The 24901-nt window shown below is 37.5% G+C and carries 19 protein-coding genes; 12 read left to right on the top strand and 7 right to left on the bottom strand.

The window, feature by feature from the left end; genetic code table 11:
* Positions 1 to 25 precede the first annotated feature (25 nt).
* The 9 genes from VB797_RS01890 (at position 26) to VB797_RS01850 (ending at position 13970) form a co-directional block, all read left to right on the top strand.
* Positions 26 to 1465 (top strand): oligosaccharide flippase family protein, encoded by a 1440-nt coding sequence (locus VB797_RS01890; RefSeq protein ID WP_323235925.1) that lies wholly within the window; start codon positions 26 to 28, stop codon positions 1463 to 1465.
* 365 nt (positions 1466 to 1830) lie between these two features.
* Positions 1831 to 2802 carry a glycosyltransferase family 2 protein gene (locus VB797_RS01885; RefSeq protein ID WP_323235924.1) on the top strand — a complete coding sequence of 324 codons (972 nt, stop codon included), beginning with the start codon at positions 1831 to 1833 and terminating at the stop codon, positions 2800 to 2802.
* Positions 2803 to 2820: 18 nt separating this feature from the next.
* Entirely contained in the window at positions 2821 to 3924 is a 1104-nt protein-coding gene (locus VB797_RS01880) for a glycosyltransferase family 4 protein (RefSeq protein WP_323235923.1), read from the top strand.
* Entirely contained in the window at positions 3921 to 5180 is a 1260-nt protein-coding gene (locus tag VB797_RS01875; protein WP_323235922.1) for an O-antigen ligase, read from the top strand. Before VB797_RS01880 ends, VB797_RS01875 begins: the two co-directional genes overlap by 4 nt.
* 248 nt (positions 5181 to 5428) lie before the next feature.
* Positions 5429 to 8680 carry an amino acid adenylation domain-containing protein gene (locus VB797_RS01870; RefSeq protein ID WP_323235921.1) on the top strand — a complete coding sequence of 1084 codons (3252 nt, stop codon included), beginning with the start codon at positions 5429 to 5431 and terminating at the stop codon, positions 8678 to 8680.
* Positions 8681 to 8871: 191 nt separating this feature from the next.
* A complete protein-coding gene (locus tag VB797_RS01865) occupies positions 8872 to 9975 on the top strand; it encodes a glycosyltransferase family 4 protein (protein ID WP_323235920.1) in 1104 nt (367 codons plus the stop codon).
* Positions 9976 to 10035: 60 nt separating this feature from the next.
* Positions 10036 to 10794 (top strand): WecB/TagA/CpsF family glycosyltransferase, encoded by a 759-nt coding sequence (locus tag VB797_RS01860; protein ID WP_323235919.1) that lies wholly within the window; start codon positions 10036 to 10038, stop codon positions 10792 to 10794.
* 9 nt (positions 10795 to 10803) lie between these two features.
* Positions 10804 to 11979, top strand: coding sequence for an endo-1,4-beta-xylanase (locus tag VB797_RS01855; RefSeq protein ID WP_323235918.1), 1176 nt, complete (start codon positions 10804 to 10806; stop codon positions 11977 to 11979).
* Between the two features lie 548 nt (positions 11980 to 12527).
* Positions 12528 to 13970 carry a sugar transferase gene (locus VB797_RS01850; protein ID WP_323235917.1) on the top strand — a complete coding sequence of 481 codons (1443 nt, stop codon included), beginning with the start codon at positions 12528 to 12530 and terminating at the stop codon, positions 13968 to 13970.
* Between the two features lie 716 nt (positions 13971 to 14686).
* On the opposite strand, the gene radC is transcribed toward VB797_RS01850, so the two are convergent.
* The 4 genes from radC to VB797_RS01830 form a co-directional block, all read right to left on the bottom strand.
* Positions 14687 to 15418, bottom strand: a complete 732-nt coding sequence (gene radC, locus VB797_RS01845; RefSeq protein ID WP_323235916.1) for a RadC family protein — start codon at positions 15416 to 15418, stop codon at positions 14687 to 14689.
* 154 nt (positions 15419 to 15572) lie between these two features.
* Positions 15573 to 16529, bottom strand: coding sequence for a phosphoribulokinase (locus VB797_RS01840; RefSeq protein WP_323235915.1), 957 nt, complete (start codon positions 16527 to 16529; stop codon positions 15573 to 15575).
* A gap of 332 nt (positions 16530 to 16861) precedes the next feature.
* Positions 16862 to 18700, bottom strand: a complete 1839-nt coding sequence (cobJ, locus tag VB797_RS01835) for a precorrin-3B C(17)-methyltransferase (RefSeq protein ID WP_323235914.1) — start codon at positions 18698 to 18700, stop codon at positions 16862 to 16864.
* A 148-nt stretch (positions 18701 to 18848) separates the two neighbouring features.
* Positions 18849 to 20123, bottom strand: a complete 1275-nt coding sequence (locus tag VB797_RS01830) for an ankyrin repeat domain-containing protein (protein WP_323235913.1) — start codon at positions 20121 to 20123, stop codon at positions 18849 to 18851.
* A gap of 212 nt (positions 20124 to 20335) precedes the next feature.
* On the opposite strand from VB797_RS01830, the gene VB797_RS01825 reads away from it, so the two are divergent.
* On the top strand, positions 20336 to 20806 hold the full coding sequence (locus VB797_RS01825; protein WP_323235912.1) for a DUF4079 domain-containing protein: 471 nt from the start codon (positions 20336 to 20338) through the stop codon (positions 20804 to 20806).
* A 105-nt stretch (positions 20807 to 20911) separates the two neighbouring features.
* Here the strand turns inward: VB797_RS01825 and VB797_RS01820 are convergent, their stop codons facing one another.
* A complete protein-coding gene (locus VB797_RS01820) occupies positions 20912 to 21574 on the bottom strand; it encodes a DUF1997 domain-containing protein (RefSeq protein WP_323235911.1) in 663 nt (220 codons plus the stop codon).
* Between the two features lie 179 nt (positions 21575 to 21753).
* Here VB797_RS01820 and VB797_RS01815 point away from each other — a divergent pair, with 179 nt between their 5' ends.
* Entirely contained in the window at positions 21754 to 22410 is a 657-nt protein-coding gene (locus tag VB797_RS01815; RefSeq protein ID WP_323235910.1) for an NAD(P)H-binding protein, read from the top strand.
* 422 nt (positions 22411 to 22832) lie between these two features.
* A complete protein-coding gene (locus tag VB797_RS01810) occupies positions 22833 to 23513 on the top strand; it encodes a glycoside hydrolase family protein (protein ID WP_323235909.1) in 681 nt (226 codons plus the stop codon).
* 32 nt (positions 23514 to 23545) lie between these two features.
* Here the strand turns inward: VB797_RS01810 and menH are convergent, their stop codons facing one another.
* Positions 23546 to 24352 carry a 2-succinyl-6-hydroxy-2,4-cyclohexadiene-1-carboxylate synthase gene (gene menH, locus VB797_RS01805; protein WP_323235908.1) on the bottom strand — a complete coding sequence of 269 codons (807 nt, stop codon included), beginning with the start codon at positions 24350 to 24352 and terminating at the stop codon, positions 23546 to 23548.
* A gap of 85 nt (positions 24353 to 24437) precedes the next feature.
* Complete coding sequence (locus VB797_RS01800; RefSeq protein WP_323235907.1) at positions 24438 to 24809, bottom strand: metal-sensing transcriptional repressor; 372 nt, start codon at positions 24807 to 24809, stop codon at positions 24438 to 24440.
* Positions 24810 to 24901: the final 92 nt, after the last annotated feature.

The raw sequence follows: 24901 nt of genomic DNA, 5'->3' as shown, positions 1-24901 counted from the left end.
TATCTTTTAAAGGTGCAGCTTATCAATGGAAGGTCTACGCAAGCTTTTAGGAAATTCTTTTTCTCTACTTTTAAATCGTTTAACACAGAGTATTACAACTTTCATTTTAGTTGCATCAATTGCTCGAATTTTAGGAGCTTATGAACTAGGGCAATATATGCTTGCTTTTAGTTACTATTATGTGTTTATGACTTTAGCTTCCCAAGGGTTTAAAACGCTGTTTACGCGAGAATTAGCTCGCAATCCGACAAATACACCTGCATATTTGATTAGCGGTACTTTTTTACAGCTTCTATTTAGCATTGCTGGTTATATATTGTTAATGATTATAGTATTTTTACTTCCTTACAGTCGAGATACTTCAACAGTTTGTTACGTTTTTGGTTTAGCTATTATTCCATTTTCTCTCTCGAATGTAACCGAAGCTATTTTTCAAGCACGAGAGAAAATGCACCTAATTGCTATTAGTACGATACCAGTTTATATTCTGCGCGTAGTATTAATTATTTGGATAATGAATCTGAAACATGACATTAACCTTGTTTCAGCAATTATGGTCGCTTCGGAAAGCTTGATTTTTTTTATTGAATGGTATTTAGTTACGCAATTTGTCAAATATAAATGGCAACTCGACTGGAAGTTTATGTGGGATACAACTAAAGCTTCGGGTGCATTTATCGTGATTGAAGGTATATCCGTTATAGGTTATCGGCTTCAGGTTGTTATTCTCTCTTTATTAGGTGGTGAAATAGTAGTAGGACTATATGGTGCAGTTGCACAATTAATGCAGCCTTTTCAAATTATTTCTCATAGTCTTGTTTTAGCTATCTTTCCTAAAATGTCTCAAGCTATAGATGAGGGGAAAGATAAGCAGCGTCAAATCACGCAAACTGCGATAGAAATATTATTAATTGTGGCTTTACCTTTGATTGTCGGACTTGCATTTGTTGGCAAAGATTTATTAGTTTTACTGTATCACGACCCAAGCTTTGCTCAAGCAAAAGTAGCTCTAAATTTATTTGCTTTTGGATTAATTGCTTCATCATTTGTCAGACCGCTGAGTTACCTTTTGGTAGCAAACGGTTTTGAAAAGGTTAATTTGCGGCAAGTATTTATCACAACTATAATAGATGGCTTTTTGAGTATAGTACTTGTTTATCAATATAAATTAAACGGTGCAGCTAGTACGGGATTAATTATCGATTTTATTGCTCTATTTATTTACTTGTATGAAGTTTCAAGACGATTGTTTACATTAAATTTGTTGTCTATGATTTACCGTCCTCTGTTAATTAGTGTTTTAATGGTGCCTGTGTTTTTATTATTACAAAAGTTTAATTTAAATATTATATTTACTTTAATAATTGCTACTTTAAGCTACTTTTTATTTATAGGATTTTTAGGAATTTATCTAGTTTATCACTCCGATAACGAATGGTCTAAGTTACTACTCAAAAGAAAATAAACAGGACTTACGCGATTGTCACAAGACTCTGATGGTGCGTGACACCAAAAGCCTTATTGCTTCGTTCAAAATCACTCAAAGTGTCACACACTAGGCTGTTGACTTTGATAGTATTTTCCTACTTTTTATTAATGCAACTTTTATGTCAGTTATAATCACAACATTTTGAACCTCACTCCATCCTCCGGACACCCCTCTCCTTAATAAGGAGAGGGGAAGGGGGTGAGGTCTAGGCTAGATTGGAGATGAGGGATTTGTGATGATTTTTTAGCACTCAAAAAACCTACAGAGTCAACACCCTAGTCACACACTCTACAAGAAAAAATGTGCCAGTTGCGTAAGTCCTAATAAATAAAAAAGGTATCATGATAAATCCAGAAGTATCTGTAATTATTCTTGCCTATAACACTGAAGAATATATTGCCCAAGCGATGGAATCTGCATTGCAACAAACTCAAAAAAATATTGAATTGATTGTGGTCGATGATGCTTCTACAGACAATACCTTAGAAATTGCTAGAAGCTTCGATGACAACAGAATTAAAATATTAGCTAATCAGAAAAATTTAGGTCAAAACTATAGTACAAATCTAGCGATAAATGAAGCTAGGGGAAATTGGGTAACTCGACTTGATTCAGATGACTGGTATGCAAAAGATAGATTAGAAAAACTATTGGAGATTGCCTATAATCAAAATGTAGATATGATTGCGGATGATATTTATTTTATTCAAGATGGAAAGACTTTACCTTGGAGTACATTATTAACCCAAAGTAAATTCCGCATTAAACATAATCTCAAAATCGAGCCGATATTTTTCATTGAAAATGATTTACCTGGAACATGGGGTTTACCTTTAGGTTTAACCAAACCATTAATTAGAAGAAATTTTTTGATGCAACATCAGATTAAAAATCAAGAAAATATTTTAATTGGTGGGGACTTTTGGCTATATCTAAATTGCTTAGTACATGGAGCAAAATTTTTATTTGTACCAAAACCGAATTATTTTTATCGTTCTCGGAATGGTTCATTAGTTACTCTGAGTAAAGTTGAAAGACTTGAAGCATATTGTCAAGCAACAGAATTTTATTTAAAGCAAGATTTTATCAAAAATAATCCCCAATTATTAGCGGCTTTACAAAAACGTCTTACCTTACTGGAAAAAACTAGACCGTATTTTCAGGTTGTGGACTCAATTAAACAAGCCAATTATTTAGATGCTTGTTCAAGAATGATAAATAATCCTGACTTTTTTCATCATCTATATACCCAGCTACCAAGAATAATTCGTCGTCGATTATTTTTGTATTTTCATCAAATTATCTCATTTTAAATCCAGGAATTATAAAAAATGAAAGTTGCTTTATTACATTTTTGCTTTTACGAATACACCGTTCAATTAGCTAACGCTTTAGCAGATTATGTTGAATTAACCTTAATTCATCCCCAACAATTAACTGCACAAACTCAAGCTTTACTCGATCCACGGATTAAAGTAATTACTTTTGATAAATATCGCATCCGCGACCCGCGTAATTTATCTGCAATGGGTAAATTGATGAATATTATCTGTAAAATCCAGCCTGATGTTTTACACGTCCAAGAAACTAACGATCCTTGGTATGATTTAACATTGTTACTGAATAAAATGCCTCCCTTAGTAACAACTATTCATGATGTATTTCGTCATCCTGGAGACAGAGACAACGTACTTGGTTCAGAATATACTCGTCGAATTGCCTTTTTGCGATCGCAACAGCTAATCGTTCACGCAAATCTGCTCAAAGATGCTTTAATCGACCATTTCCACGTTCCCAAACAGCGGGTATGCGTTCTTCCTCATGGAGAATTGGGTAGTTTATATCAACGCTTAGCTAAGGATAATAATACAGTTAGAGAGCCTCATACTCTACTATTTTACGGACGCATTTGGGCTTATAAAGGTTTACATTACCTGCTTGCAGCAATGCCGTCAATTATAGAACGGTTTCCTCAAGTCAAATTGATTATTGCTGGAAAGGGAGAAAATTTACAACAATATTTTCCTAATGGCTGCGACAAAAAACATTATAAAATACTCAATCATTATATTCCGTCAGAAGACGTTGCAAGTCTTTTTCAACGCAGTACAGCAGTAATTTTACCTTATATCGAAGCATCTCAAAGTGGTGTTGCATCTCTAGCTTATGCAATGGGTACCCCAGTTATTGCTTCTAAAATCGGTGGTTTAGCTGAAATGATTTGTTCGGAACAAGACGGTTTGTTAGTTCCTCCTGCTGATGTTGAAGCTTTAGCTGATGCGATTATTCGTCTGTTAAGCGACAGCAAATTACAACATCAGATTCAAACCGCAGCACTATATCGCTGTCAAGATGATTTGAATTGGTTAAATATTGCGGCTCAAACAGTTGAGATTTACCGTAAAGCGATCTATCTCAAAGGTACTTATCGGTGAAACTAATTAAACGGCTTTTATTATTTATAGAACAGTCATTTACAGTTGTATCTTTACTGCTTTATTCTGGAGGTCCGCTAACTGTAATTTTGTCTGGTGGAGCCAATGAAGGTGACGACGACGAAGAAACAAATACTTCTTTGATTTTAATACTATTCTTCTTCAATTATCTAATAACTGTTTTCCTACTTGTTCTGCGATGGAAGAAAGTCATGCGGGTAATGAGAAAAGAAAAAATTATTTTATTATTAGTAGGAATTGCTGTTTTTTCTTTCGTTTGGTCTTCAGATCCTAAAAAGACTTTGACTCGGGGTATCGCAATAATTGGAACCACTTTGTTTGGTCTTTATTTAGCTTCACGCTATAGCATGAAACAACAGCTACAGCTATTAGGCTGGATGTATGGAATTGCTGTAATACTTAGCTTTGTATTTATTGTAGCGTTACCACAATATGGAATTATGGGTGGAATACATGAAGGAAAATGGCGAGGTATTTACAACCATAAAAATACTCTTGGTAAAGTTATTGCTCCGGGTATTGCCGTCTTTTTCTTACTTGCTGCTAACTCTAAAAAATATAGTTGGCTGTTCTGGATGGCTTTTAGTTTAGCTTTCATTCTTTTAATCCGTTCTAGTTCTACTAGTTCCCTACTGAATGGGGTCTTTTTAATTGCTGCGTCTATATCTTTTCGAGTTTTTCGATGGAGAGATAATTTTATGGTACCTAGCGCGATCGCGATCGCAAGTCTTGGTACAATTTTCTATGTGATTGTCTCCGTCGCTACAGAAGCCATCCTCACTGCACTCGGTAAAGATACTACTCTTACTGGTCGCGGAGATATGTGGCCTTATATCTTTGAAATGATTGCCAAGAAACCTTTTTTAGGTTACGGATACGGTGCGTTTTGGTCTGGTCCCGATACTCCTTCTTTCTATATTTGGCAAGCCACTGGTTGGACTCCTCCTAATTCCCATAATGGCTATTTAGACCTGTGGTTGCAAATAGGATTATTCGGTTTATTGATATATACTTTTGGATTTTTAGCTGGAACTTTGCCTAAAACATTTTACTGGTTGCGAGCGACTAAAACATCTGAAGGATTTTGGCCTTTAATATACATGACTTATATGTTACTTGCAAATGTCAGTGAAACTACGTTGATGATTCAAAACGATCTGTTTTGGGTAGTTTATGTTGCGATCGCTTTTTCGGTACAAATACCACCAGAAAGTCACAAATTATCAGCTATATAATTATTATTTCAAGCAATTATTAAACAATTGTTACTTATACAGTAGTTTGCAAATAAATGAGGTACATTCCCCTACTCCCTATTCCCTACTCCCTTATAACGATATGTCCTGTACCTCACTCAAATGAAATCGGCTGTATATGTTGATATTAGTTGCTAATTTAAGCATATTCTCTCACGATAAACAATCATAATTCTGTTAAAAAATATATAACAGATAATAAGTGCATCTTTTAGAAAATAAATATTATGTCTGAGAAAAATTTAGAATACTGGCAGCAAAAACTTAGTAGACTACCACTTTTAGAACTCCCTACAGATAAATCAAGAAGCTCTAATCAAAACTATCAGGTTGGGATAGAAACTTTTATTTTTAGTCAAGGACTCTGTAAGTCTCTTAATAATATCAATAAAAAGTCTGACAATAAATTATTTATAATCTTATTAGCTGCTTTCAAATGTCTGCTTTATAAATATACCTCTCAGGAAGATATTATAGTTGGTTCTTATATTCCTCAATCTGATTATTTAGATTTCAATACATTAGCTTTCAGAAGTTTTGTATCGGGGGATATCTCATTTGTTGAATTATTACACCAAGTAAATCAAGTAGTAACTGAGGACTTGGAACATCAAGATGTCTCTTGGGAACAACTTGTCCAAATATCCGCGACAGATACTCAAAATGATTCGGGTATTTTCCAGGTGATGTTCAGCCTGCAAGATGCACAAATAGAGACACCATTACCGATTAACGTTGATAAATTTGCATTAGATATATCACTGTTTGTAGTCGAATCTCAAGAAGGTTTGAAAGGAACAATAGTATACAATCAAGAACTATTTGAACCGCAAACTATAAAGCGGATGATTGGTCATTTCGAGAATTTACTTCAAGCTATTATTGAAAATCCCGATCGCAAAGTCAATGAATTAACAATTTTAAGTAAAATCGAACGTCATCAAATTTTGGTGGAATGGAATCAAACAGCATTTGATTATCCCCGTGACAAATGCATTCATCAACTTTTTGAAGAGCAAGTTGTTAAAACACCGAATAACACAGCGCTTGTTTATCAAAATCAAAAATTTACCTACGATGAATTAAATATTAAAGCCAATCAATTAGCTTATCATCTGCGTAGCTTAAGACTAAAACCGCAAATACCCATCGGTATTTACTTACAACGTTCGACTGAAGCAATTATTAGCATATTAGCAATTCTTAAAGCTGGAGGAACCTATATACCTTTAGACCCAGCATATCCTCAAGAGCGATTAACTTTTATGTTAAAAGATGCTCAAGTGGAAGTGTTGATTACTGATTCTAAAACCTCACCCCCAACCCCTCTCCTTACGAAGGAGAGGGGAGAAGCACAGCTTTATCGGGGTGAGGTGATAAATCTCGATACCGACTGGGAAATAATTGCTCAAAACAGTACTGAAAACCTAATAAATCTTACCAAACCAGAAAACCTAGCGTATATCATGTACACTTCTGGTTCAACGGGAATACCAAAAGGGGTTTGTGTTCTTCATCGGGGAGTTGTCAGGTTAGTTAAATCGAGTAATTACGTTAATTTAAGTGCGTCAGAAATTATATTACAAGCTGCTCCAATTTCCTTTGATGCTTCCACTCTTGAGATTTGGGGTGCTTTGCTCAATGGAGGAAAACTAGTTGTTTTACCAATTCAACAACCTTCACTCAAAGAGTTAGGAGAAATCTTAGAAAAATATCAGATTTCAACTCTTTGGTTAACAGCAGGTTTATTTCATTTAATGGTAGACGAACAAATTCAAAGCTTTAAAGGAGTTCGACAGTTGTTAGCAGGTGGAGATATTATTTCACCTATTCACGCTCAAAAATTACAGCAAACTCATCCTAACTGTCAGTTAATTAACGGTTATGGTCCTACAGAAAACACTACATTTACTTGCTGTTATTCAGTTCCCAAAACTCATCCAGCGAATAAGCCTTTACCAATAGGTTATCCCATTTCTAACACCCAAGTTTACATTTTAGATAGTCAGTTGCAGCCTGTTGCGATCGGTGTTGCTGGAGAATTATATATTAGTGGTGATGGCTTGGCTCGTGGTTATTTGAACCGACCGGAATTAACAGCAGAAAAGTTTATTCCTAACCCGTTTATTCCGGGGATGCGGATGTATAAAACCGGAGATTTAGCCCGTTTTCTTCCCGATGGGAAGATTGATTTTTTTGGTCGCATTGACCATCAGGTAAAAATTCGCGGTTTTCGGATTGAATTAGGAGAAATCGAAACCGTTCTCAATCAACATTCTGCGGTCAAAGAAGCTGTTGTTATTCCCCAAGAATACGAAGTAGGAGATAAACGTTTGATCGCTTATATTGTTCCTCGAAATCAAACAGCACTTACGAATAAAGAATTAAGAAACTTCCTGCAAAGCAGATTACCACAATACATGATACCGTCGGGATTTGTAACTTTAGCTGCTCTTCCCTTAACCCCAAATGATAAAGTAGATCGTCGTTCTCTTCCCAAACCCGATAAAGCAAATCTTAATTTAGAAGAAAAATATTTATCAGCTAGCAACGATGTAGAGCAGAAATTAGTAAGGCTTTGGGAACAAACTTTCCGTATTCAACCAATCGGGATTCAAGATAACTTTTTCTCGTTAGGTGGTAATTCTTTGATGGCTACTTCTATAGTGGCAGAAATAGAAAAAATATTTGATAAAAAACTTTCTCCAGGAATATTATTTGAGGCATCAACAATTGAAGAATTAGCAGCTATTATTGCTCAAAAAAAAGAAATTAGCTTACCCGCAATTAAAATTAATTTTAATGGTAGCAAACCACCTTTATTTATTATTGCCAATAGTGGTTTCTTATATCAAAAAATAATAGATAATTTAGATGCACAGCAGCCAGTATACATCATACAGGAACCGTTAGATAAAGTTCCGGAGATGGCATCTCGTTGTCTACAGCAAATACGCAATATTCAACCAACAGGTTCCTATCATTTGCTGGGTCATTCATACGAAGGTTTAGTTACTTACGAAATAGCTCGGCAGTTATGTGCAGAAAACGAACAAGTGGTTTTTTTGGGAATGATTGATACTCCCACACCAGAAGTTGAAAATCAAGCAAATAATGCTGAATTATGGTACAAACGCTATCAAAGGCTAAAAACAGTTTTAGGTTTTTCTTGGAAAGATAAAACCAGCTTTTTTAAAGAACGTATAGATTATAAACTTAGCAAATCATTTGAACCTTTAATGCCAACCCTTGAAAAGTTTATGAATGAATACGAAGTAAAATCATATCCAGGTAAAATAACGATTTTCTCTGCTGTATTGGAGTTTTACGGACTTGAGGATATTAACTTTGGTTGGGATAAATGGGCTGCTGGTGGAGTCGAAGTACATGAGATTCCCGGTACTCATCGTTCTATGTTATTAAAGCCAGAGAATGCCGAACTTTTTGCTAACAAACTTCGCGGTTGTTTAACGAAATAAGTAATTTCATGAGTTTTATGAATTTAATATAAATTGTATTCCAGATTCGTTTATGTAATTACCCTGATGTAAATTATTTTTCTCTGTGCGATTTTTAAAGAAGAATAAATTTAATAAAATTTTCCGGATTTAATTACAGGACAATTTTTTACCAAACCCAATTTTTTAAATTCATTTAATTTCAGGGATACATGAGCAAATTAAATATTCTTATATTAGGTGCTAACCTCGAACAAAATGGAGGGATAGCAACTGTTGAAAAACTCATGCTCAAGCACGCTGCTGATGGTGTTGAGTTTCAACATATAACTAGCCATGATGAAGGCTCGATTCTCCATAGAATTAAGGTTTTTATCAAAGCTTTCACATTACTGTTGTGGAATCTACTGACTAACAAAGTTGACATCATACACGTTCATGTTTCAGACGGTGGTAGCTTGGTTAGAAAAGCAATTATTGCCTTAACTGCTGTTATATTTAACAAACCTTTTTTAATCCATGCTCACGGTGCTGAATTCCACGTAACTTACGCTAAACTTCCCAAATTGACACAGTTGGTTTTGAGTAAAATATTTCGTTGCTGTGATAATTTTATTGTTCTTTCTAAAACTTGGAAAGAATACTATGTAAATAAGTTGGGATTGAATGAAAAGCAAGTTGTAGTTTTACCAAATCCAACTGAATTACCCGCTCAAATCCCCAACAGGACAAATAATTCATCTATTAAATTAGGCTTTTTCGGAAGAGTCGGTTCTCGTAAAGGAACATTTGATTTAATCAAAGCCTTTGCAAAAATGCCAGAGAGTCTAAAAGCACATTCTGAGTTAATTATTGCTGGAGATGGAGATATTGAGGAAGCACGTAAATTAATTGAAAGTTTGAACTTGATAAATCACATCCAACTTCTCGGTTGGATAGACTCTCAAACTAGAGATAAACTGCTTGCTGATATAAACGTATTTGTTTTACCTTCCTACAACGAAGGTTTACCAATGGCTCTTCTCGAAGCAATGGGTTGGGGTTTACCTGTAATAGTTACTCCTGTCGGTGGTATTCCCGAACTAATTACTTCGACAGAGAATGGTTTGCTAGTGACACCGGGAGATATCCAACAGCTATCTGAAGCTATGCAGGAATTAATTGAAAAAGAGTCTTTAAGAATCTGTTTGGGAAATGCAGCAAGACTTACTGTAACTCCTTTCGATGTCAAAAATTATAGTTCTCAACTCGATCAAATTTATAGTTCAGTGCTATCTAAATCGAAAAATTTTTCACCTGCTGCTGTGGGACAGTAAACCGCAGTTACGAAGATATTTTAATTATTGAAAAAATTTATAAAATACCAAGGATCAATTATGAGGGTTAATATCTGCGGAGTTAAAATTGATAACTACACCTTTAATGAAGTAATAGATCGCATTGTAGACCATGCTCTTAAAGGTGCTGTTCCTTCCTACGTGGTAACTCCTAACGCACAACACGTTCTAAGTCTTCAGCGTGATGCTCATTTTCGCAATATTTACGAGCAAGCATTTTTAGCCGTACCAGATGGTGTTTCCTTATTATGGTCTGCAAAATTCTTGCAAACACCTTTAAATGGTCGCGTTAACGGAACGGATTTATTTGAAAAACTATCTGCTGTTGCCGAACAAAAAGGACTGAAAATATTCTTGCTGGGTGGTCGTCCTGGTGCTGCTGAAGCGGCTAAAAGAACTTTGCAGGCAAGACATCCCAATATTAAAATAGTTGGAACTCATTGCCCCCCCTATGGATTTGAATCTCAACCAGAGGAATTAGCGTCGATCAATTCTAAGATTAAAGCAGCAGCACCAGATATTCTGTTTGTCGGATTAGGCGCTCCCAAGCAGGAGAAATGGATATACGATCATTATCAAGAATTAGGAATTCCTGTATCTTTAGGTATTGGAGTCAGCTTTGAGTTAGTTGCTGATATGGTGCAGCGATCGCCTATATGGATGCAGAGATGGGGTTTGGAGTGGCTGTTTCGTTTAATTGTCGAACCAAAGCGTTTATGGAAACGTTACGTGATGGGAAACCCTCAGTTTATCTGGTTGGTAATCAAGCAAAGACTTGGTTTTTATAAGCTTGCTTAGGAATGACCAATGTATCAAAAAATATTCACCAGACGAAAATTTTTATTGGGTCTAGGTGCTGTGACAGCGATGGGTGCGGTAGTTACGGGAAAAGATGAGTTAAAACGTCAGCAAATTCTGGCTTTGGACGACGCAGATTGTGAATGTATAAAATATCCTGGAGATGAATCTTTAAAACAACGTGCCGCTAAGAAAAAACTTATTTTTGGAGCTGCTATACGTTACGACCAACTTTCGAGCGATACAGAATATGCTCAAAATATAGCTAAAGAATGCTCAATACTACTTCCGGAATGGGGATTGAAATGGCACGTAAATCCAAAACCGTTGCGTCCTACACCCGAATCTTTTGATTTTACAGCAGCAGACTGGATGCTGAATTTTGCTCGCACCCACGATATGCAGTTTCGAGGTCACACTTTAGTTTGGCATGAATCTTTACCTCCTTGGTTTGAAAATACAGTCAACCATCAAAATGCGAAATCTTTCTTAGAAAAACACATTCAAACGGTTGTTGGACGCTATCGAGGAAAAATTCATTCTTGGGATGTTGTTAATGAAGCGATCGAACCAAGAGATCAACTTCCTAACGGTTTAAGAAAAACACCGTGGTTAGAATTACTTGGAGAAGATTACATAGATTTAGCTTTTCGCTTAGCACATGAAGCTGACCCCAAGGCAATGTTAGTTTATAACGATTATGGTTTAGATTACGATATAGCTAACGATGAAGCCAAGCGAAACGCCGTTATTCAACTTTTAAAACGTTTAAAATCCAAAGGAACTCCGATTCACGCTTTGGGTATTCAAGCTCATTTAAACGGTAGCGAAACTAATTTTAATCCTCAGAAACTAAAAGATTTTTTGGCTCAAGTTGCCGACTTAGGTTTCAAAATATTGATTACCGAACTTGATGTTACAGACAAAGAGTTACCGCATGATATAGAAATACGAGATAGAATTATCGCCAAAGTTTACAATAATTATCTAAAAGTAGTTTTGGAAGAACCAGCAGTAATTGCCGTCATAACTTGGGGATTAAGCGATAAATATACTTGGTTAAATGAATTTAAACCCAGAGAAGATGGCGCACCCGTTCGTCCTTTACCCCTCGATCTGAATGGAAAACGTAAGTTTGCTTGGAATGCGATCGCTCATGCTTTTGATAATGCACCAACTCGTTAGTTTATCGTTTTCATTTAACGGCAATTTTGGCTAATTAATACAAGGAAGATTATCTATAAAAATTTGGATATATAGCGCTTTTCGGTTGAGTAAAGTACCCGCATGATAATACCTCACCCGGCCTCCCTTCGCCTCTCCTTACTAAGGAGAGGCGAAGGGGGTGAGGTTCGGGATGTATTGCACCCAAGTGAGTATAATTCGTAATTCGTAATTAATGCCCCATAAATTAAATTTAGGGGCTTCGGTAGAGTCATTACCACGGATAAATCCGTCTTGCTCAGACCTTAAAATTTTACTCGTTGAAAACCGTTATAGATAGCTGGATTAAATATTTATTAACAATGTGCTGATACCAATTGTATTTCAAAAAATATTAATATAGGTTAAAAATCATGCGAAAAATAGAGATTTTATGATTACTATTAAACCAATAAAAAGCTGATATTAATTTTGTTTGATTTTATGTTTCTTATATATTATTATGTCACAATAATATCACACCATAAAAATTATGTTTAATATAGTTAATCAGGAATTTACCAAACATTATGTCTTTTGTTAGCGAGTTATCAGGAAATAAAGTTTTAGATTTACGCGCACCATCTTTAACACAACTACGCAAAAGAGCCGGTGCAATATGGCTTCGTAAAACAACTCTTATTGCAGTAGACGGAATATGCTTAGGATTCGCTTTAGAAATAGCGCAAGCCTACAATACTAGTTCTAACATTAGTTTGTTTGAGCAAAACAATTCACTTTTTATACTTTCAACTATTGCCATTCAAATTTGTCTGATTGCAACCCAAGGATTATACGAAGCCGGTGAAAAACGGCGCGACTATTCTAATCTAACCAAAACAATAACATTCTCTTATTTTCTATTAATACTTTTTGAATATCTTTATTTACAAAATAACTTTTTCCCGAGGGAAACTTTTGTCACAGCATGGCTGCTGAGCATAGCTATTACTTGTTCGGGTCGATTTATGGTAAATACTGCCATTATGCGCCTGAGAAAGCAAAATTTAATTACTTGTCCAACGTATTTAATCTGCTCTCCGCAAGATAAACAGAAAGCTATCAAACTATTAGATAAACAAAATTGTTATAATATTGTAGGTTGGAAAAATGTTGATTTAATTGCTTCATCAAAAGGTCATTTATCCGCAACCTTAGACGACATTATTAACCAAGGGGTAGCTGAAGTATTCGTTTGTTCATGGCAGTCAATACAAAGCAGAATGTATCTTTATTGGAAGTTGCGAAATGCAGGTGTTATATTACATATTTTACCGATTGAGTTACAAGCTGTAGAGCAAAGATTAGAACTGAAAATGATTGGTGGTATCCCAATATTAAATTTTATGCCACCAACTATCACAGGTAGTGATTTCTGGATAAAACGGTACTTTGATTTTTGTAGTTCGGCACTATTTATCTTATTTACGTCACCAATTTATCTGTTGATTGCTTTACTAATCAAATTTGATTCTCCAGGTCCAGTATTTTATAAACAAACTCGTATTGGTTTGCATGGAAAATCTTTCCAAGTATGGAAATTTCGCACGATGGTGACTAATGCAGACGCATTACAAAAAGAACTAGAAGCACGTAACGAAACTAAAGATGGAATTCTCTTTAAAATCAAAGATGACCCACGCATTACCAGAATAGGAAATTTTCTCCGTCGCTATAGTTTAGATGAATTGCCTCAGTTATTTAACGTTTTATTTGGAGAAATGAGTTTGGTAGGTCCTCGTCCTTTACCTGTAAGAGATGTACAGAAGTTTTCCGACCACCACTTTATTCGTCAAGAAGTTCTCCCCGGAATTACAGGTTTATGGCAAATCTCCGGTCGCTCTGATATTCTCGACTTTGAGAAAGTGATTGACTTAGATAAAACCTACATGGAAAATTGGTCGCTTTCATTAGATTTGCAGATTATCTTGCAAACCATCACAGTAATCTTAGAGAAAAAAGGAGCCTATTAGAGAAAATATTGCTGATGATTTTTCCTCCTATGCTTGAAAAGCAGGTAATATCAACATCAAAAGAATAATTAAGTTTGAAACAATAATGTAGAGACGGATGCAAAACACCTCTCTGCATTTTTTTTTGTTTAAAGTAGTGGTCGATTGCATTAATTTGACTGGTTTTCGTCACAACCCGTCAGTGGTTTTCAACCCCCGTCTAATAGCGAAAGTCCTATAAATAGGACTGAGATATAAGCCTTCAAAATTAATAATTTGGACTAGTAGTCCACCACATTAATTTTGATGGGCAATACATTCGTAGTGCGACCATCTTGGTCGCTCGTGACAATAGCGAGCGGGCTAAAAGCAACGAGCGCACACTTCGTGAACGCACTACGTTAACCCCTCATAACTTATGTGACAGACTACTAGTAGTCTGTCACACTAACTTTGATGGGTAACGCATTCGTAGTGCGACCATCTTGGTCGCTCGTGACAATAGCGAGCGGGCTAAAAGCAACGAGCGAGCGGGACGCTCGCGCTACCCTGCGGGAACACCTTGCGGTGAACGCGCACACTTCGTGAACGCACTACGTTAACCCCTCATAACTTATGTGGTGAAGTACTAGTAGTGCGTTTTATTAGTTCTGGTGCGACGCTGCGTGAATCTGCTGTCTTCCGCACACGCACTACCCGAACCTGTCAAAAATGAATGAAATAGACTACTACTAATACTAAACTCCCTGGGGATACTCATCCCATAAGGTAGTAATTTCGCGCAAACTTTGGAAATCTCCATCACCGAGTATGAGGTGATCTATCAGCGGAATGTCTAAAAATTGCGCTCCAGCTAACAGTTGACGGGTTAATTCGATATCTTCGGGGCTGGGTTCTAAGCTTGCTGAGGGATGATTGTGAGCGACTATCAAACGGGTTGCACCTTGACGTATTACTTCCCGAAATATCTCGCGTGGGGGTGCTAAAGTTTCTGTTGCGGTTCCAATGGTAATTACTTGAGTTCCTAATAAACGATTTTTTACGTCTAACAGCACTACTGCAAATCTTTCTTTTTGTTGCCACATCAAATCTTGACTCAACGCAGCAGCCGCAGCTGCTGGACTATCAATTAATGTACCTTCTCCCGGACGAGCTTGAAAAGTACGTTTACCCAATTCGATCGCGGCTAAAATCGCTGTTGCTTTTGCTGGTCCAATTCCAGGAATTTGGATCAATTCAGCAGCGCTGATATCTCGCAAGACTGCTAAAGGTTCGCGCTGATGCTTGCCTAATTCCTGTAAAATATATTGTCCCAAACCTACTGCTGATAACTTCCCAGGACCTTGACCCGTACCGAGTAGAATTGCAATTAACTCGGCAGTAGCTAAAACTTTGGCACCATAAGTTAGTAAACGTTCTCGCGGACGTTCATTTTCAGCCATATCGGCAATTCTCAGGCAGTAGGTCATAGATAAACTGGGGAATAACGATGATAAGTGTACCTACCTTTATTTATCCCAGTTTGACCTGAAGAATTTATCTTTCAAGGAAGCAAATACTTAAAATTTTGAAAATGAAAAGAGGAAGATAATTCTTAATTCACTAATCTTCCCCGGTTCAAAACTAAACTTTAACTTGTAAACCTTCTTGAGAAGTTTGTGTTGCTTTGAGCATATGGTAAGTAATTAATAGCTGGGTAAGAGCTAACGGGTAACTTTGGATACTCTCCCCGGTGGTGCCAGCAACTTTGCCTAAATCTGGATTACTTTCGCGATCGCAAACGTTTTTTAAATAAGGCATATCGGAACAGATTACTTGCTCTAATCGGTTTACCTGCTCTAATGTCGCGTGTCCGTCTACTTCTAAAACGTCAACGGGTTTGCTCATATCTCTATCTAAATCTAAGCGAATTGCTGACATGGAACTGCCATTCCCGTTAATTATTTGCGTAAAATCTGGGTGGGGTATTGTCGGACGTAATACTAAACGCACATTCAAATGTCCGTTATTTTGCTCGGAATCATCATCGGGAGGATAGAAACTGATCACAATATCCGACCATTGACGTTGGGGACGAATAAAGTTTTCTGAATCTGGTTCGCGCTGTTTGAGTTGACTTAAAACCTGTTCTTCGGTGTATCCGCGTTTTTGGGTATCTCGCTTCACTTTCCACTTTGCACGTAGAGATTCGGGGGGAGCAAGATAAACTTTGACATCGTAACATTCTCTGGCTTTACGAGTCGAATAACCAAGCAATCCTTCAACGATCACAAATTTACCGGGCTTTATATACTCCGGTGCATCTAAATCACCTGTTGTATGGTTATACACCGGCTTCAGAATTGGTAGCCCATTACGCAACTGAAAAAGGTGTTGCTGCATAATATCCAAATAGTTGCAGTCAGGATGAATAGCGGTAATACCTATCTCCGCACGCTGCTTGCGATCATACCTATGATAATCGTCCGTACAAATAACGGTGACATCTTCCGGTCCTAATACCTGTGCAATACCTTTGGTTAAGGTTGTTTTACCCGCAGCGCTGTCACCTACGATACCTAATATAATCGGACGATTCATTTTACTCCCTCGGATAGCAGAAAATGTGAATTAAAGTTGTGTACTAATTTACTGATTGTAAGGATTAATGAGAAACAACTCAATAAGCATCAAGAAGTACTTCGAGTGGAAAGCAATTACTTAGTACTCAAATCGTTCGATATCAAGCTTATTTATGACGTGCAAAGATTTTTATCGAATTGTGTAAATTAGTTAAATTTGAGTAATCAAGGGGAAACCCCCAGGACTACACTGTCTCACTACCGCAAGTGTTTCACCGCAACGCGCTGCTCTCTATCCCACAAGAGTCCAACATTTTCAATTAATAACCCTTGACCTTTAACCTTTGACCTTTAACCTGATATCCTGTATCCCCTTGGGGTTATCATCCACTCACCATAACTGCGAGTACTTTGGTTCCCAATCAAAACGGTGGTCAACATATCTACTGGTACATCTAATAATTTTTCTAAAGTAGTTATAGTAATTTGCTCGTCTTCGCGGTAAACCGATCGCACTACTGCTACTGGAGTATCGGGGTTGCGGTATTTCAGAAAAATTTCTCTTGCTTCAACTAACTGCTGAGTACGGGTTTGAGATTTGGGATTGTATAAAGCGGTGACAAAATCCGCTGCTGCTGCTGCTTCCAAACGCTTGACAATTACCTCCCAAGGGGTAAGCAAATCGCTTAAACTAACTGCACAAAAATCGTGCATTAGGGGTGTACCGACCCGCGCAGCAGCCGATTGAAAGGCACTTACTCCAGGAAATACTTCAACGCTGGGACTTTTACCATCCCAACCACTAGCTTGTAAGTCTTCCATGACTAAGCCACCCATTCCGTAAATTCCACTATCACCGGAAGATATAACTGCTACAGTCAAACCCCAACGTGCTAACTCAATTGCCCGAGATGCGCGATCGCGTTCTCTGGTAATCGGCAAAGCTTCGATGATTTGGTGTTTCTGGAGGATAGGAGCAATCAGGTCAATATATAAACCATAACCAATTACCGCATCGGCGCTAGCTACGGCTGTTTGTGCCGCTGGAGTCATTTGGTCGAGGTTTCCCGGTCCCGTTCCTACAAGCAGTAATTTACCTGCTTTACCGATGTATTCTTTTTCCGAAGCGGCAACTGCAACCGTTACGGCACCTTTTTGATTTTGGATTGAAGGACGATAAATTTGTTTGGAGACCTGTAGAGACGTTTGATTAGCTGCCATGATTGCCGCTGCTTCAGCTACGCTGGGGGTTCCTACTTCTTTCTCCACAACTTGGGAAGGATTGGGTACTGCTACCGTGCGGAGAATTTCGGATGAAAAGGTTATAATCGGTAAGTTTCGCTCGTGGCAAAGTTCTATTAAGCCAACTTCATTACTCTTAATATCAATTGTGGCGATACCTGCTATGGCGGAAAGTGAAAATTGATTTTCTGCAAATACTTTAGCGATCGCCTCTGCAATTACCTGTTTTGATGTATTTCTTTCGCAACCAATTCCTACCCATAAGACTCTGGGATGCCAATGGATGATGGGGAGAGGGGGAGAGGGGGAGAGGGGTGGAGAAGATTTATAGGTGATATAGATTTTGGCTTTTGTGGTTGGTGATTTGCTGAATTTAAAGGGATTTAGTTCGGGTAAATGATTTTGCCATAAGGTTGAACCGGCTTCTTGGATTACTTGTACATCTTCCCCTTTCGCGACTGCTGCACTAACGGCATTCCAATCACCTTCACCGCGACACCATCCGAAGGGGACACCCAACATATCTACCGCAGGTAATCCTAAACTGTTGGAAGCTCCTGTTAAAACGGCTGTTGCACCAAGTTGTAAAGCAATCAATTTTGCTAATTTATCGGCACCTCCTTGATGTCCACCACATAAACTTATAACGAATCTTCCAGTTTCATCTATTACTACCACTGCTGGATCGGTAGATTTATCTTTTAACAAAGTGGAAATTAGTCTAACCACCGCACCTGTAGCTAAACAGAAGACAAAAGCTTGATGATTATCCCACAACTCGGCTACGTGATTTTTCAGATAACCTTTGTATATTTTTGTGGAACTGATTTGGGATAGGGATTCTGGAACCCATATTGCAGCATTACTTTGGCAAAGTTGTTGAAGCTTCTTTGCACCCGTGGGAGTCGTAGCGATAAAAGCGATGGGGGAGAATTCGGCGAAAAGCAATGTGGGTTTCCTGTGGACTGAGAATCTTTGATATTTTAGTATCCCATATTTAGTTCCTGAGCTTCCGCTGATAATTCCTCTAAAGTTTGCATTCTTTTTGCATCAAGTAGTTGAGATTTGATAAAAGCCATAAATTCCCGCACTGCTTTCACTCCGCTCCAGCTGCTTGCAACATTTTGACAATACTTGGATAGCCGTTAAATTCAGCGAGCATCAATGCAGTATAACCACCTCGATTTTTCAAGTTGATATCCGCACCAGCTTCTAATAACACTTCTACCATTTTTAAATAACCCAGCGATGTTGCCCACATCAATGCTGTTGCGCTGTTTCCGTCTTTAACGTTAATATCAGCACCATGCGCTAATAATTCTTGAGTTACTGTTTTAAAATTGCGTTTTGTAGCTTCAGTTAATAGTGTTTTCCGATCTTTTAATTGAGTATTAGGATTCGCACCATTTTCCAGCAACATTTTTACAGTTTCAGTATTTCCTTGTAATGTTGCTAGAGTTAACGGTGTTTCTTCTAATGTTGCTTCTACATCGGCACCTTGTTTTATCAATGCTTTGACAATGGTGCTGTATCCCTGCAAAGCCGCTACAAGTAGGGGTGTGTCACCTAGATTATTTGTTTTGTTGACATCCGCACCAGCGTTAAGAAGTAGTTCTACAATGTCGGTGAGACCTTCCACAACTGCTATATGTAAAGGTGTTTCTGCATCTTGATCCTGCAAGTTGACATTGGCTCCAATATTAACTAAAGTTGCGACTACAGAAGTGTGTCGTGCCGCTACAGCTATGGATAATGCCGTTTCTCCATCAGTATTTTGGGCATTTACATCAATATTTGCAGTTAATAATGCTTCAACTACTCCCAAATATCCTTTTTCAGCAGCTACCATTAGTAAAGTTTCCCCTTCTTCATCCCGGAAATTTACATCAGCTTCTGCTTTGAGTAAAATTTCGACTACAGCAGAATGTCCTTGTTTAACAGCTAATTGTAAAGCTGTATCGCTATCTTTATCTTGAAGATTTACTTTAGCACCAGCATCTACTAAAGCTTGCACTACACGACTATAACCTTTGAGAGCCGCTATCATCAAAGCCGTACTGCCGTCTTCATTAACAGCATTGATATCCGCACCTTTTGATATTAATATGCGTACAATGTCAAGTTGATTTGTCGCGCTTGCTAACATTAAAGCCGTTAAACCATAACGTTTTCTTTGATAATTAATATTTGCACCCGAATCTATAAGCATTTTGACGATTTCGGTATAGCCAGAATTCGCCGCAAACATCAACGCTGTAGTACCATCTTTATCTTTGAAACTAGGTGAAACACCTGTACCCAAAACTTTTTCTACCTTCTTAATATCGCCACTTTTAGCCGCTTCTAGTAGCAAATCATTGTTTTTGCTCATTTTTTGGTTAGTTGTTAGTTATTAGGCAGTTGTTTTTAATTCCCTGTCTTACGTAATTAGTAATTTATAACTCCGGCGATCCTTATCCCAATCCAAAATCTAAAATCCAATGCCCCATGCCCAATTAATTTTCATTTTCCCATTTCCTACTCCCCATTCCCTCGACGCGCTATGCTAATTTTTATGAAGATTTCTGTATTGGGGAGAACACAATGAATTTGGAACTTTCGCCAGAAGTTAAATACTGGATGCAATTTTTTCATCCTGTTTTAATGTGGGCGCTGTTATTATGTAGTATTTATGCAGCTTACTTAGGTTTACAGGTACAGCGTACCAGAAATGCTCAGGGTGAAGAGAAGAAAGAGCTAATTAAAGGTAAATACAATATTAAGCACTTTCAAATTGGCTCGATATTGTTAGCGCTGATGGTATCGGGTTCTATTGGTGGGATGGCTGTTACCTATATTAACAATGGTAAATTATTTGTCGGACCTCATCTATTAATTGGATTGGGTATGACAGCTTTGATTGGTTTTTCCGCTTCTTTATCTCCGTTTATGCAAAAAGGAGCAAATTGGGCGCGGATGACTCATATTTTGTTGAATTTTACTATTTTAGGTCTGTTTACTTACCAAGCTATCAGTGGCGTGCAAATTGTGCAGAAGATTCTTAGTAAAGCTTAGTACTCAATTAACCCTTTATTTGGTGGAATATTAGACAGTGATATAAAGTTTGAAGTATGAAGGTGGATTATCATGCTTCATACTTCATTTTTGATGTTTTTTTTATTAATCTGAAAAAGGTACGCCTAAAGATTGATGAAAATTATCTTGAACTTTGCGTGTTAAACGACGAGACACTTGACGAACGATTTGATTGAGTAAGCGATCGCCAGTGTTTTGAATTAAGGATTTTGGTAAACGGTTGATAAATTTAGGAAATTGCACGTAAACGGTTAAATACAGTTGCCATTCGACTTTGGTAGTGGTCGATTGTGCCGGAATTTCGGCGGTTTCGCTTTCGACTAGCTGTAGCGATGCGCGATAATCTACGTCGTAACCGAGGGGTTCATAGTCAGGAACGGGAATGGTGTTAATCTGGTAAACGCCTTCTTCAGGAGGTAAAAGCTCTAAACCGATTTTTGGCTCCACCTCGTAACCAAAAGAGCCAAAACGACCGATTGTTAATTCGTAACCATTCTCCCCCAAAGGTTGCACTTTCATTGGTTGAGCGCAACGAGAAAACCATTCTGAGTGATTGTTCAAATATTCAGCAACGACCGGGGCTGGTGCGGTTAACTCCATACAGTCGCTGAATGTACAGGAAAATTTAGTTTCTTGGTCTAAATCTAACTCTAAAGATAGTTCTTGGCTATCCGATAAATTTGATGTTACAGATATAATTGTTTCCTCCGTTTCGTAAGATTTATACTCTCGATTGGTTGAAACCATAAGTGCATTCCTGTATACTTTTAAGTTTATTTAAAATAATAATTCCCATCGTAGATGAGATGTTTCGCACTACCAAGACAAATTTACCGAAACATTAACAATCTGACATAAAATTTACCATTACTCTACAATAGAGAAGAAAGAACAATGATATATGTTTCCATTGGTAGAGAATTATCATGAAAGCTTTTGTAGCAGGGGCAACAGGTGAGACGGGAAGACGCATCGTGCAGGAGTTGATGGTGCGTAATATTCCGGTTCGTGCATTAGTAAGAGATATAGAAAAAGCTAGAAGTATTTTGCCTGAAGCAGTGGACTTAGTGCAAGGTGATGTTTTAAAACCGGATTTATCTGTGGCTCTAGGAGATAGCACAGTGTTATTATGTGCGACTGGTGCAGCACCGAGTTTCGATCCCACTGGACCTTACAAAGTAGATTATGAAGGTACGAAAAATTTGGTGGATGCTGCGAAACTTAAAGGAATAGAACATTTTACGTTTGTTTCTTCGTTGTGTACTTCCAAGCTGTTCCATCCGCTAAATTTATTTTGGTTAATTTTGGTTTGGAAGAAGCAAGCAGAGGAATACCTTCAGAAAAGCGGTTTGACTTATACAATAGTGCGTCCGGGTGGATTGAAAAACGAAGACAACAGCAATCCCATCGTCATGAAATCGGCAGATACAATGTTTGACGGCAGTATTCCCCGGCAAAAAGTCGCTCAAGTTTGTGTAGAATCGCTGTTTGAACCGGCTTCCAGCAATAAAATTGTCGAAATTGTTTCCAAAGAAGATGCTACTGCTAAAAGCTTTGGAGAGTTATTTGCAGCAGTTGCTTAATAAGCGAGTAGGGAGTAATAAAATTTTAGATTTTGGATTATGTCCTTCGGACACACTTCGTGAATGGATTTTGGATTAAAGAGTTAGGAGTTAGGATTGCCGGAATTATGAATTTTTCCCCTTGTCTCCCCATCCCCCTATCCCCTTGTCTCCCTCCTCACCGAGTAAAATTTTAAGGTCTGAAGCCCCCCCGTGGTAATGACTCTACCGAAGCCCCTAAATTTAATTTATGGGGCATTAATTACGAATTACGAATTACGAATTATACTCACCTATCCCCTTTCATAATTTCGCGATCGCACAAAAATAATCATTGTTAGAATTGGAGGTGTTCGACAGTCCGGTTCAATTAATAAATATTGCCGGAATGGTTGGATTTATGATTGTTGTTATATTTTATTGAGCTATCTTAAGTAATATTAATGAGTAAAACTCTTAAAGGTTTTTACTTCAAAGGTGTTGAAAAAATTATTGGGCCCTTATCCGCTCTCCTCGCCTTTGTTTGTATGTTTCAGTGGTATATTTACGGTAGCTTTGAACCTAATAGCGACCCGGTTTTTCAGAAAAAACAGCCGCCTTTAGTGATGACAGGTGGTGATCCTTATGTTCGCGCTTTAATGCGAACTATTTCTGCAAGTGAAGCTAGTAGTAAACGTCCTTATTCTATTTTGTATGGTGGTGAACACGTCAGCGATTTGAGTCGTCATCCTGAGAAATGTGTCAGAATTCCTGTCGGACCAAATACAGGAAACTGTTCGACAGCTGCGGGTAGATACCAAGTTATTAATACCACTTGGTTTAGGATTGCTTCTCGCTATCACCCAGAGCAGCCAATGCCGATGATGTTTTGGGCTAGCTACAGTTTTGAACCGGAATATCAAGACAAAGTTGTTTATAGCTGGTTGAGCGATTCTAAGGAATGGGGAGTTAATATTGCTCAATTGTTACGAGAAGGAAAAGTAAATCAAGTTTTAAAAACTCTCTCTCCTACCTGGACAAGTTTGGGATATGGGATCGAAACTAATTCGGTCAGCAGTAGTTTACCAAGAATTTATCAGAAAGTTTTGCAAGAAGAATTAAGCGCACTCAAGAAGACTCAATGATGATTGAGGTTGTGGTGTTGACTCAATACACCCTACGACAAATTGAAAAAATCACGAATATTTTGTACAAATTTTAATGTATTCTCTAGATGAATATTGTGAGCAGCATTTTCAATAATTCTCAACTCACATAAATTATTAATTTGAGTCATTCTCCTATTTATCTCGATAAATTTTTGGTCGTTCTCTCCCACTAATAAAAGTAACGGAACTTGATTTTCGCGTAATTTCTCCCACAAAGCTGGTTGAACTCCCGTACCCATCAACCGCAAGGATTTAGCTAATTCTAAGGGATTGTTTTGCAACCGATTTGCGATCATCTGCTCAAATTGAAGATGCTTTTTGATGTTGCCGAAAATCAATTGATTGTACCAATTCTCTAGAAACTTATTAAAATCACTTCCAATACTTCTTGCTAATTTTCTAGCTATTTGTTCATCTCGTTTAATTCTTTCTAATCTTTCTTTTTCCGTCAACAAACCAGGAGAAGCGGATTCTAGAATAACTTTATAAAATCTCTGGGGAAAATGCAGCGTTAAATATAAAGCTAATCTTCCACCCATTGAATATCCGAGTAAAAAGCACCGATCAACTTTTAACTGATCCAATAACTTTATCAAAATATCGGCAGTATGAGCCATTGTATAGCAATTATCATTACCCAACATTTGAGTTTTGCCATGTCCTGGAAGGTCAATGTTTAGAAAGTAAAAATCATTTTTTAATAAAGATATAACTTCATCAAATTCATTAGTATTGCCCATAAAACCATGCAAAAAAATAATCAGTGGTTTATTTGAATTACCACTGAAATAATGAAAAATATGATTTAGACTCATTAAGATTGATTGAAACTATTACCTAAACTATTAAGAATATAGATATTCAATGGCTGACTAAATTAAAATTATAGTTACCGATTAATTAAGGTAAAAATCTATCTAAAGCTGCCTTTAATTCTTGCATTTCAACGTCTATGTTGCCATTTTTTGCGGCTCTAGCAACGCACTCTGTTAAATGTTCATCCAAAACAATCCGCGCTACTTTATCAACTGCACCTCTAACCGCAGCAATTTGCAGCAACACGTCGGGGCAAGGGCTATTTTGCTGCACCATAGTCTTTATTCCTCTAATATGCCCTTCTATACGCGATAGTCGATTAACTATTTTTCGCAAAGACTCTTCGCTATGAACGTGGGGGTGAACTGAGTGCGGATGATTGTGGCTGTGTTCTGGTTTTTTACTGTCTGTACTATTACTCAATATCTGCTCGTTTTTGTTTGAAGTTCCATTCATGGGCTGTGATTGGGGTTTAGGCAGTATTTATAATCCTAACGCAAAGCTCAAGTCAGTTAGGGTGTGTGCAATCCCCAGATTACCTCATAACA

This window comes from Rivularia sp. UHCC 0363, assembly GCF_034931125.1.
Lineage (GTDB): Bacteria > Cyanobacteriota > Cyanobacteriia > Cyanobacteriales > Nostocaceae > Rivularia.
This window is presented reverse-complemented; position numbering and strand designations above follow the sequence as displayed.

Excerpts from the sequence above, each read along its gene's own strand:
- VB797_RS01855 (WP_323235918.1), top strand. The coding sequence starts at position 10,804 with ATGTATCAAAAAATATTCACCAGACGAAAATTTTTATTGGGTCTAGGT.
- VB797_RS01890 (WP_323235925.1), top strand. The coding sequence starts at position 26 with ATGGAAGGTCTACGCAAGCTTTTAGGAAATTCTTTTTCTCTACTTTTA.
- VB797_RS01865 (WP_323235920.1), top strand. The coding sequence starts at position 8,872 with ATGAGCAAATTAAATATTCTTATATTAGGTGCTAACCTCGAACAAAAT.
- menH (WP_323235908.1), bottom strand. The coding sequence starts at position 24,352 with ATGAGTCTAAATCATATTTTTCATTATTTCAGTGGTAATTCAAATAAA.
- VB797_RS01880 (WP_323235923.1), top strand. The coding sequence starts at position 2,821 with ATGAAAGTTGCTTTATTACATTTTTGCTTTTACGAATACACCGTTCAA.
- VB797_RS01860 (WP_323235919.1), top strand. The coding sequence starts at position 10,036 with ATGAGGGTTAATATCTGCGGAGTTAAAATTGATAACTACACCTTTAAT.
- VB797_RS01820 (WP_323235911.1), bottom strand. The coding sequence starts at position 21,574 with ATGGTTTCAACCAATCGAGAGTATAAATCTTACGAAACGGAGGAAACA.
- VB797_RS01870 (WP_323235921.1), top strand. The coding sequence starts at position 5,429 with ATGTCTGAGAAAAATTTAGAATACTGGCAGCAAAAACTTAGTAGACTA.
- radC (WP_323235916.1), bottom strand. The coding sequence starts at position 15,418 with ATGACCTACTGCCTGAGAATTGCCGATATGGCTGAAAATGAACGTCCG.
- VB797_RS01815 (WP_323235910.1), top strand. The coding sequence starts at position 21,754 with ATGAAAGCTTTTGTAGCAGGGGCAACAGGTGAGACGGGAAGACGCATC.
- VB797_RS01850 (WP_323235917.1), top strand. The coding sequence starts at position 12,528 with ATGTCTTTTGTTAGCGAGTTATCAGGAAATAAAGTTTTAGATTTACGC.
- VB797_RS01840 (WP_323235915.1), bottom strand. The coding sequence starts at position 16,529 with ATGAATCGTCCGATTATATTAGGTATCGTAGGTGACAGCGCTGCGGGT.
- VB797_RS01825 (WP_323235912.1), top strand. The coding sequence starts at position 20,336 with ATGAATTTGGAACTTTCGCCAGAAGTTAAATACTGGATGCAATTTTTT.
- VB797_RS01885 (WP_323235924.1), top strand. The coding sequence starts at position 1,831 with ATGATAAATCCAGAAGTATCTGTAATTATTCTTGCCTATAACACTGAA.
- VB797_RS01810 (WP_323235909.1), top strand. The coding sequence starts at position 22,833 with ATGAGTAAAACTCTTAAAGGTTTTTACTTCAAAGGTGTTGAAAAAATT.
- VB797_RS01800 (WP_323235907.1), bottom strand. The coding sequence starts at position 24,809 with ATGAATGGAACTTCAAACAAAAACGAGCAGATATTGAGTAATAGTACA.
- VB797_RS01830 (WP_323235913.1), bottom strand. The coding sequence starts at position 20,123 with ATGAGCAAAAACAATGATTTGCTACTAGAAGCGGCTAAAAGTGGCGAT.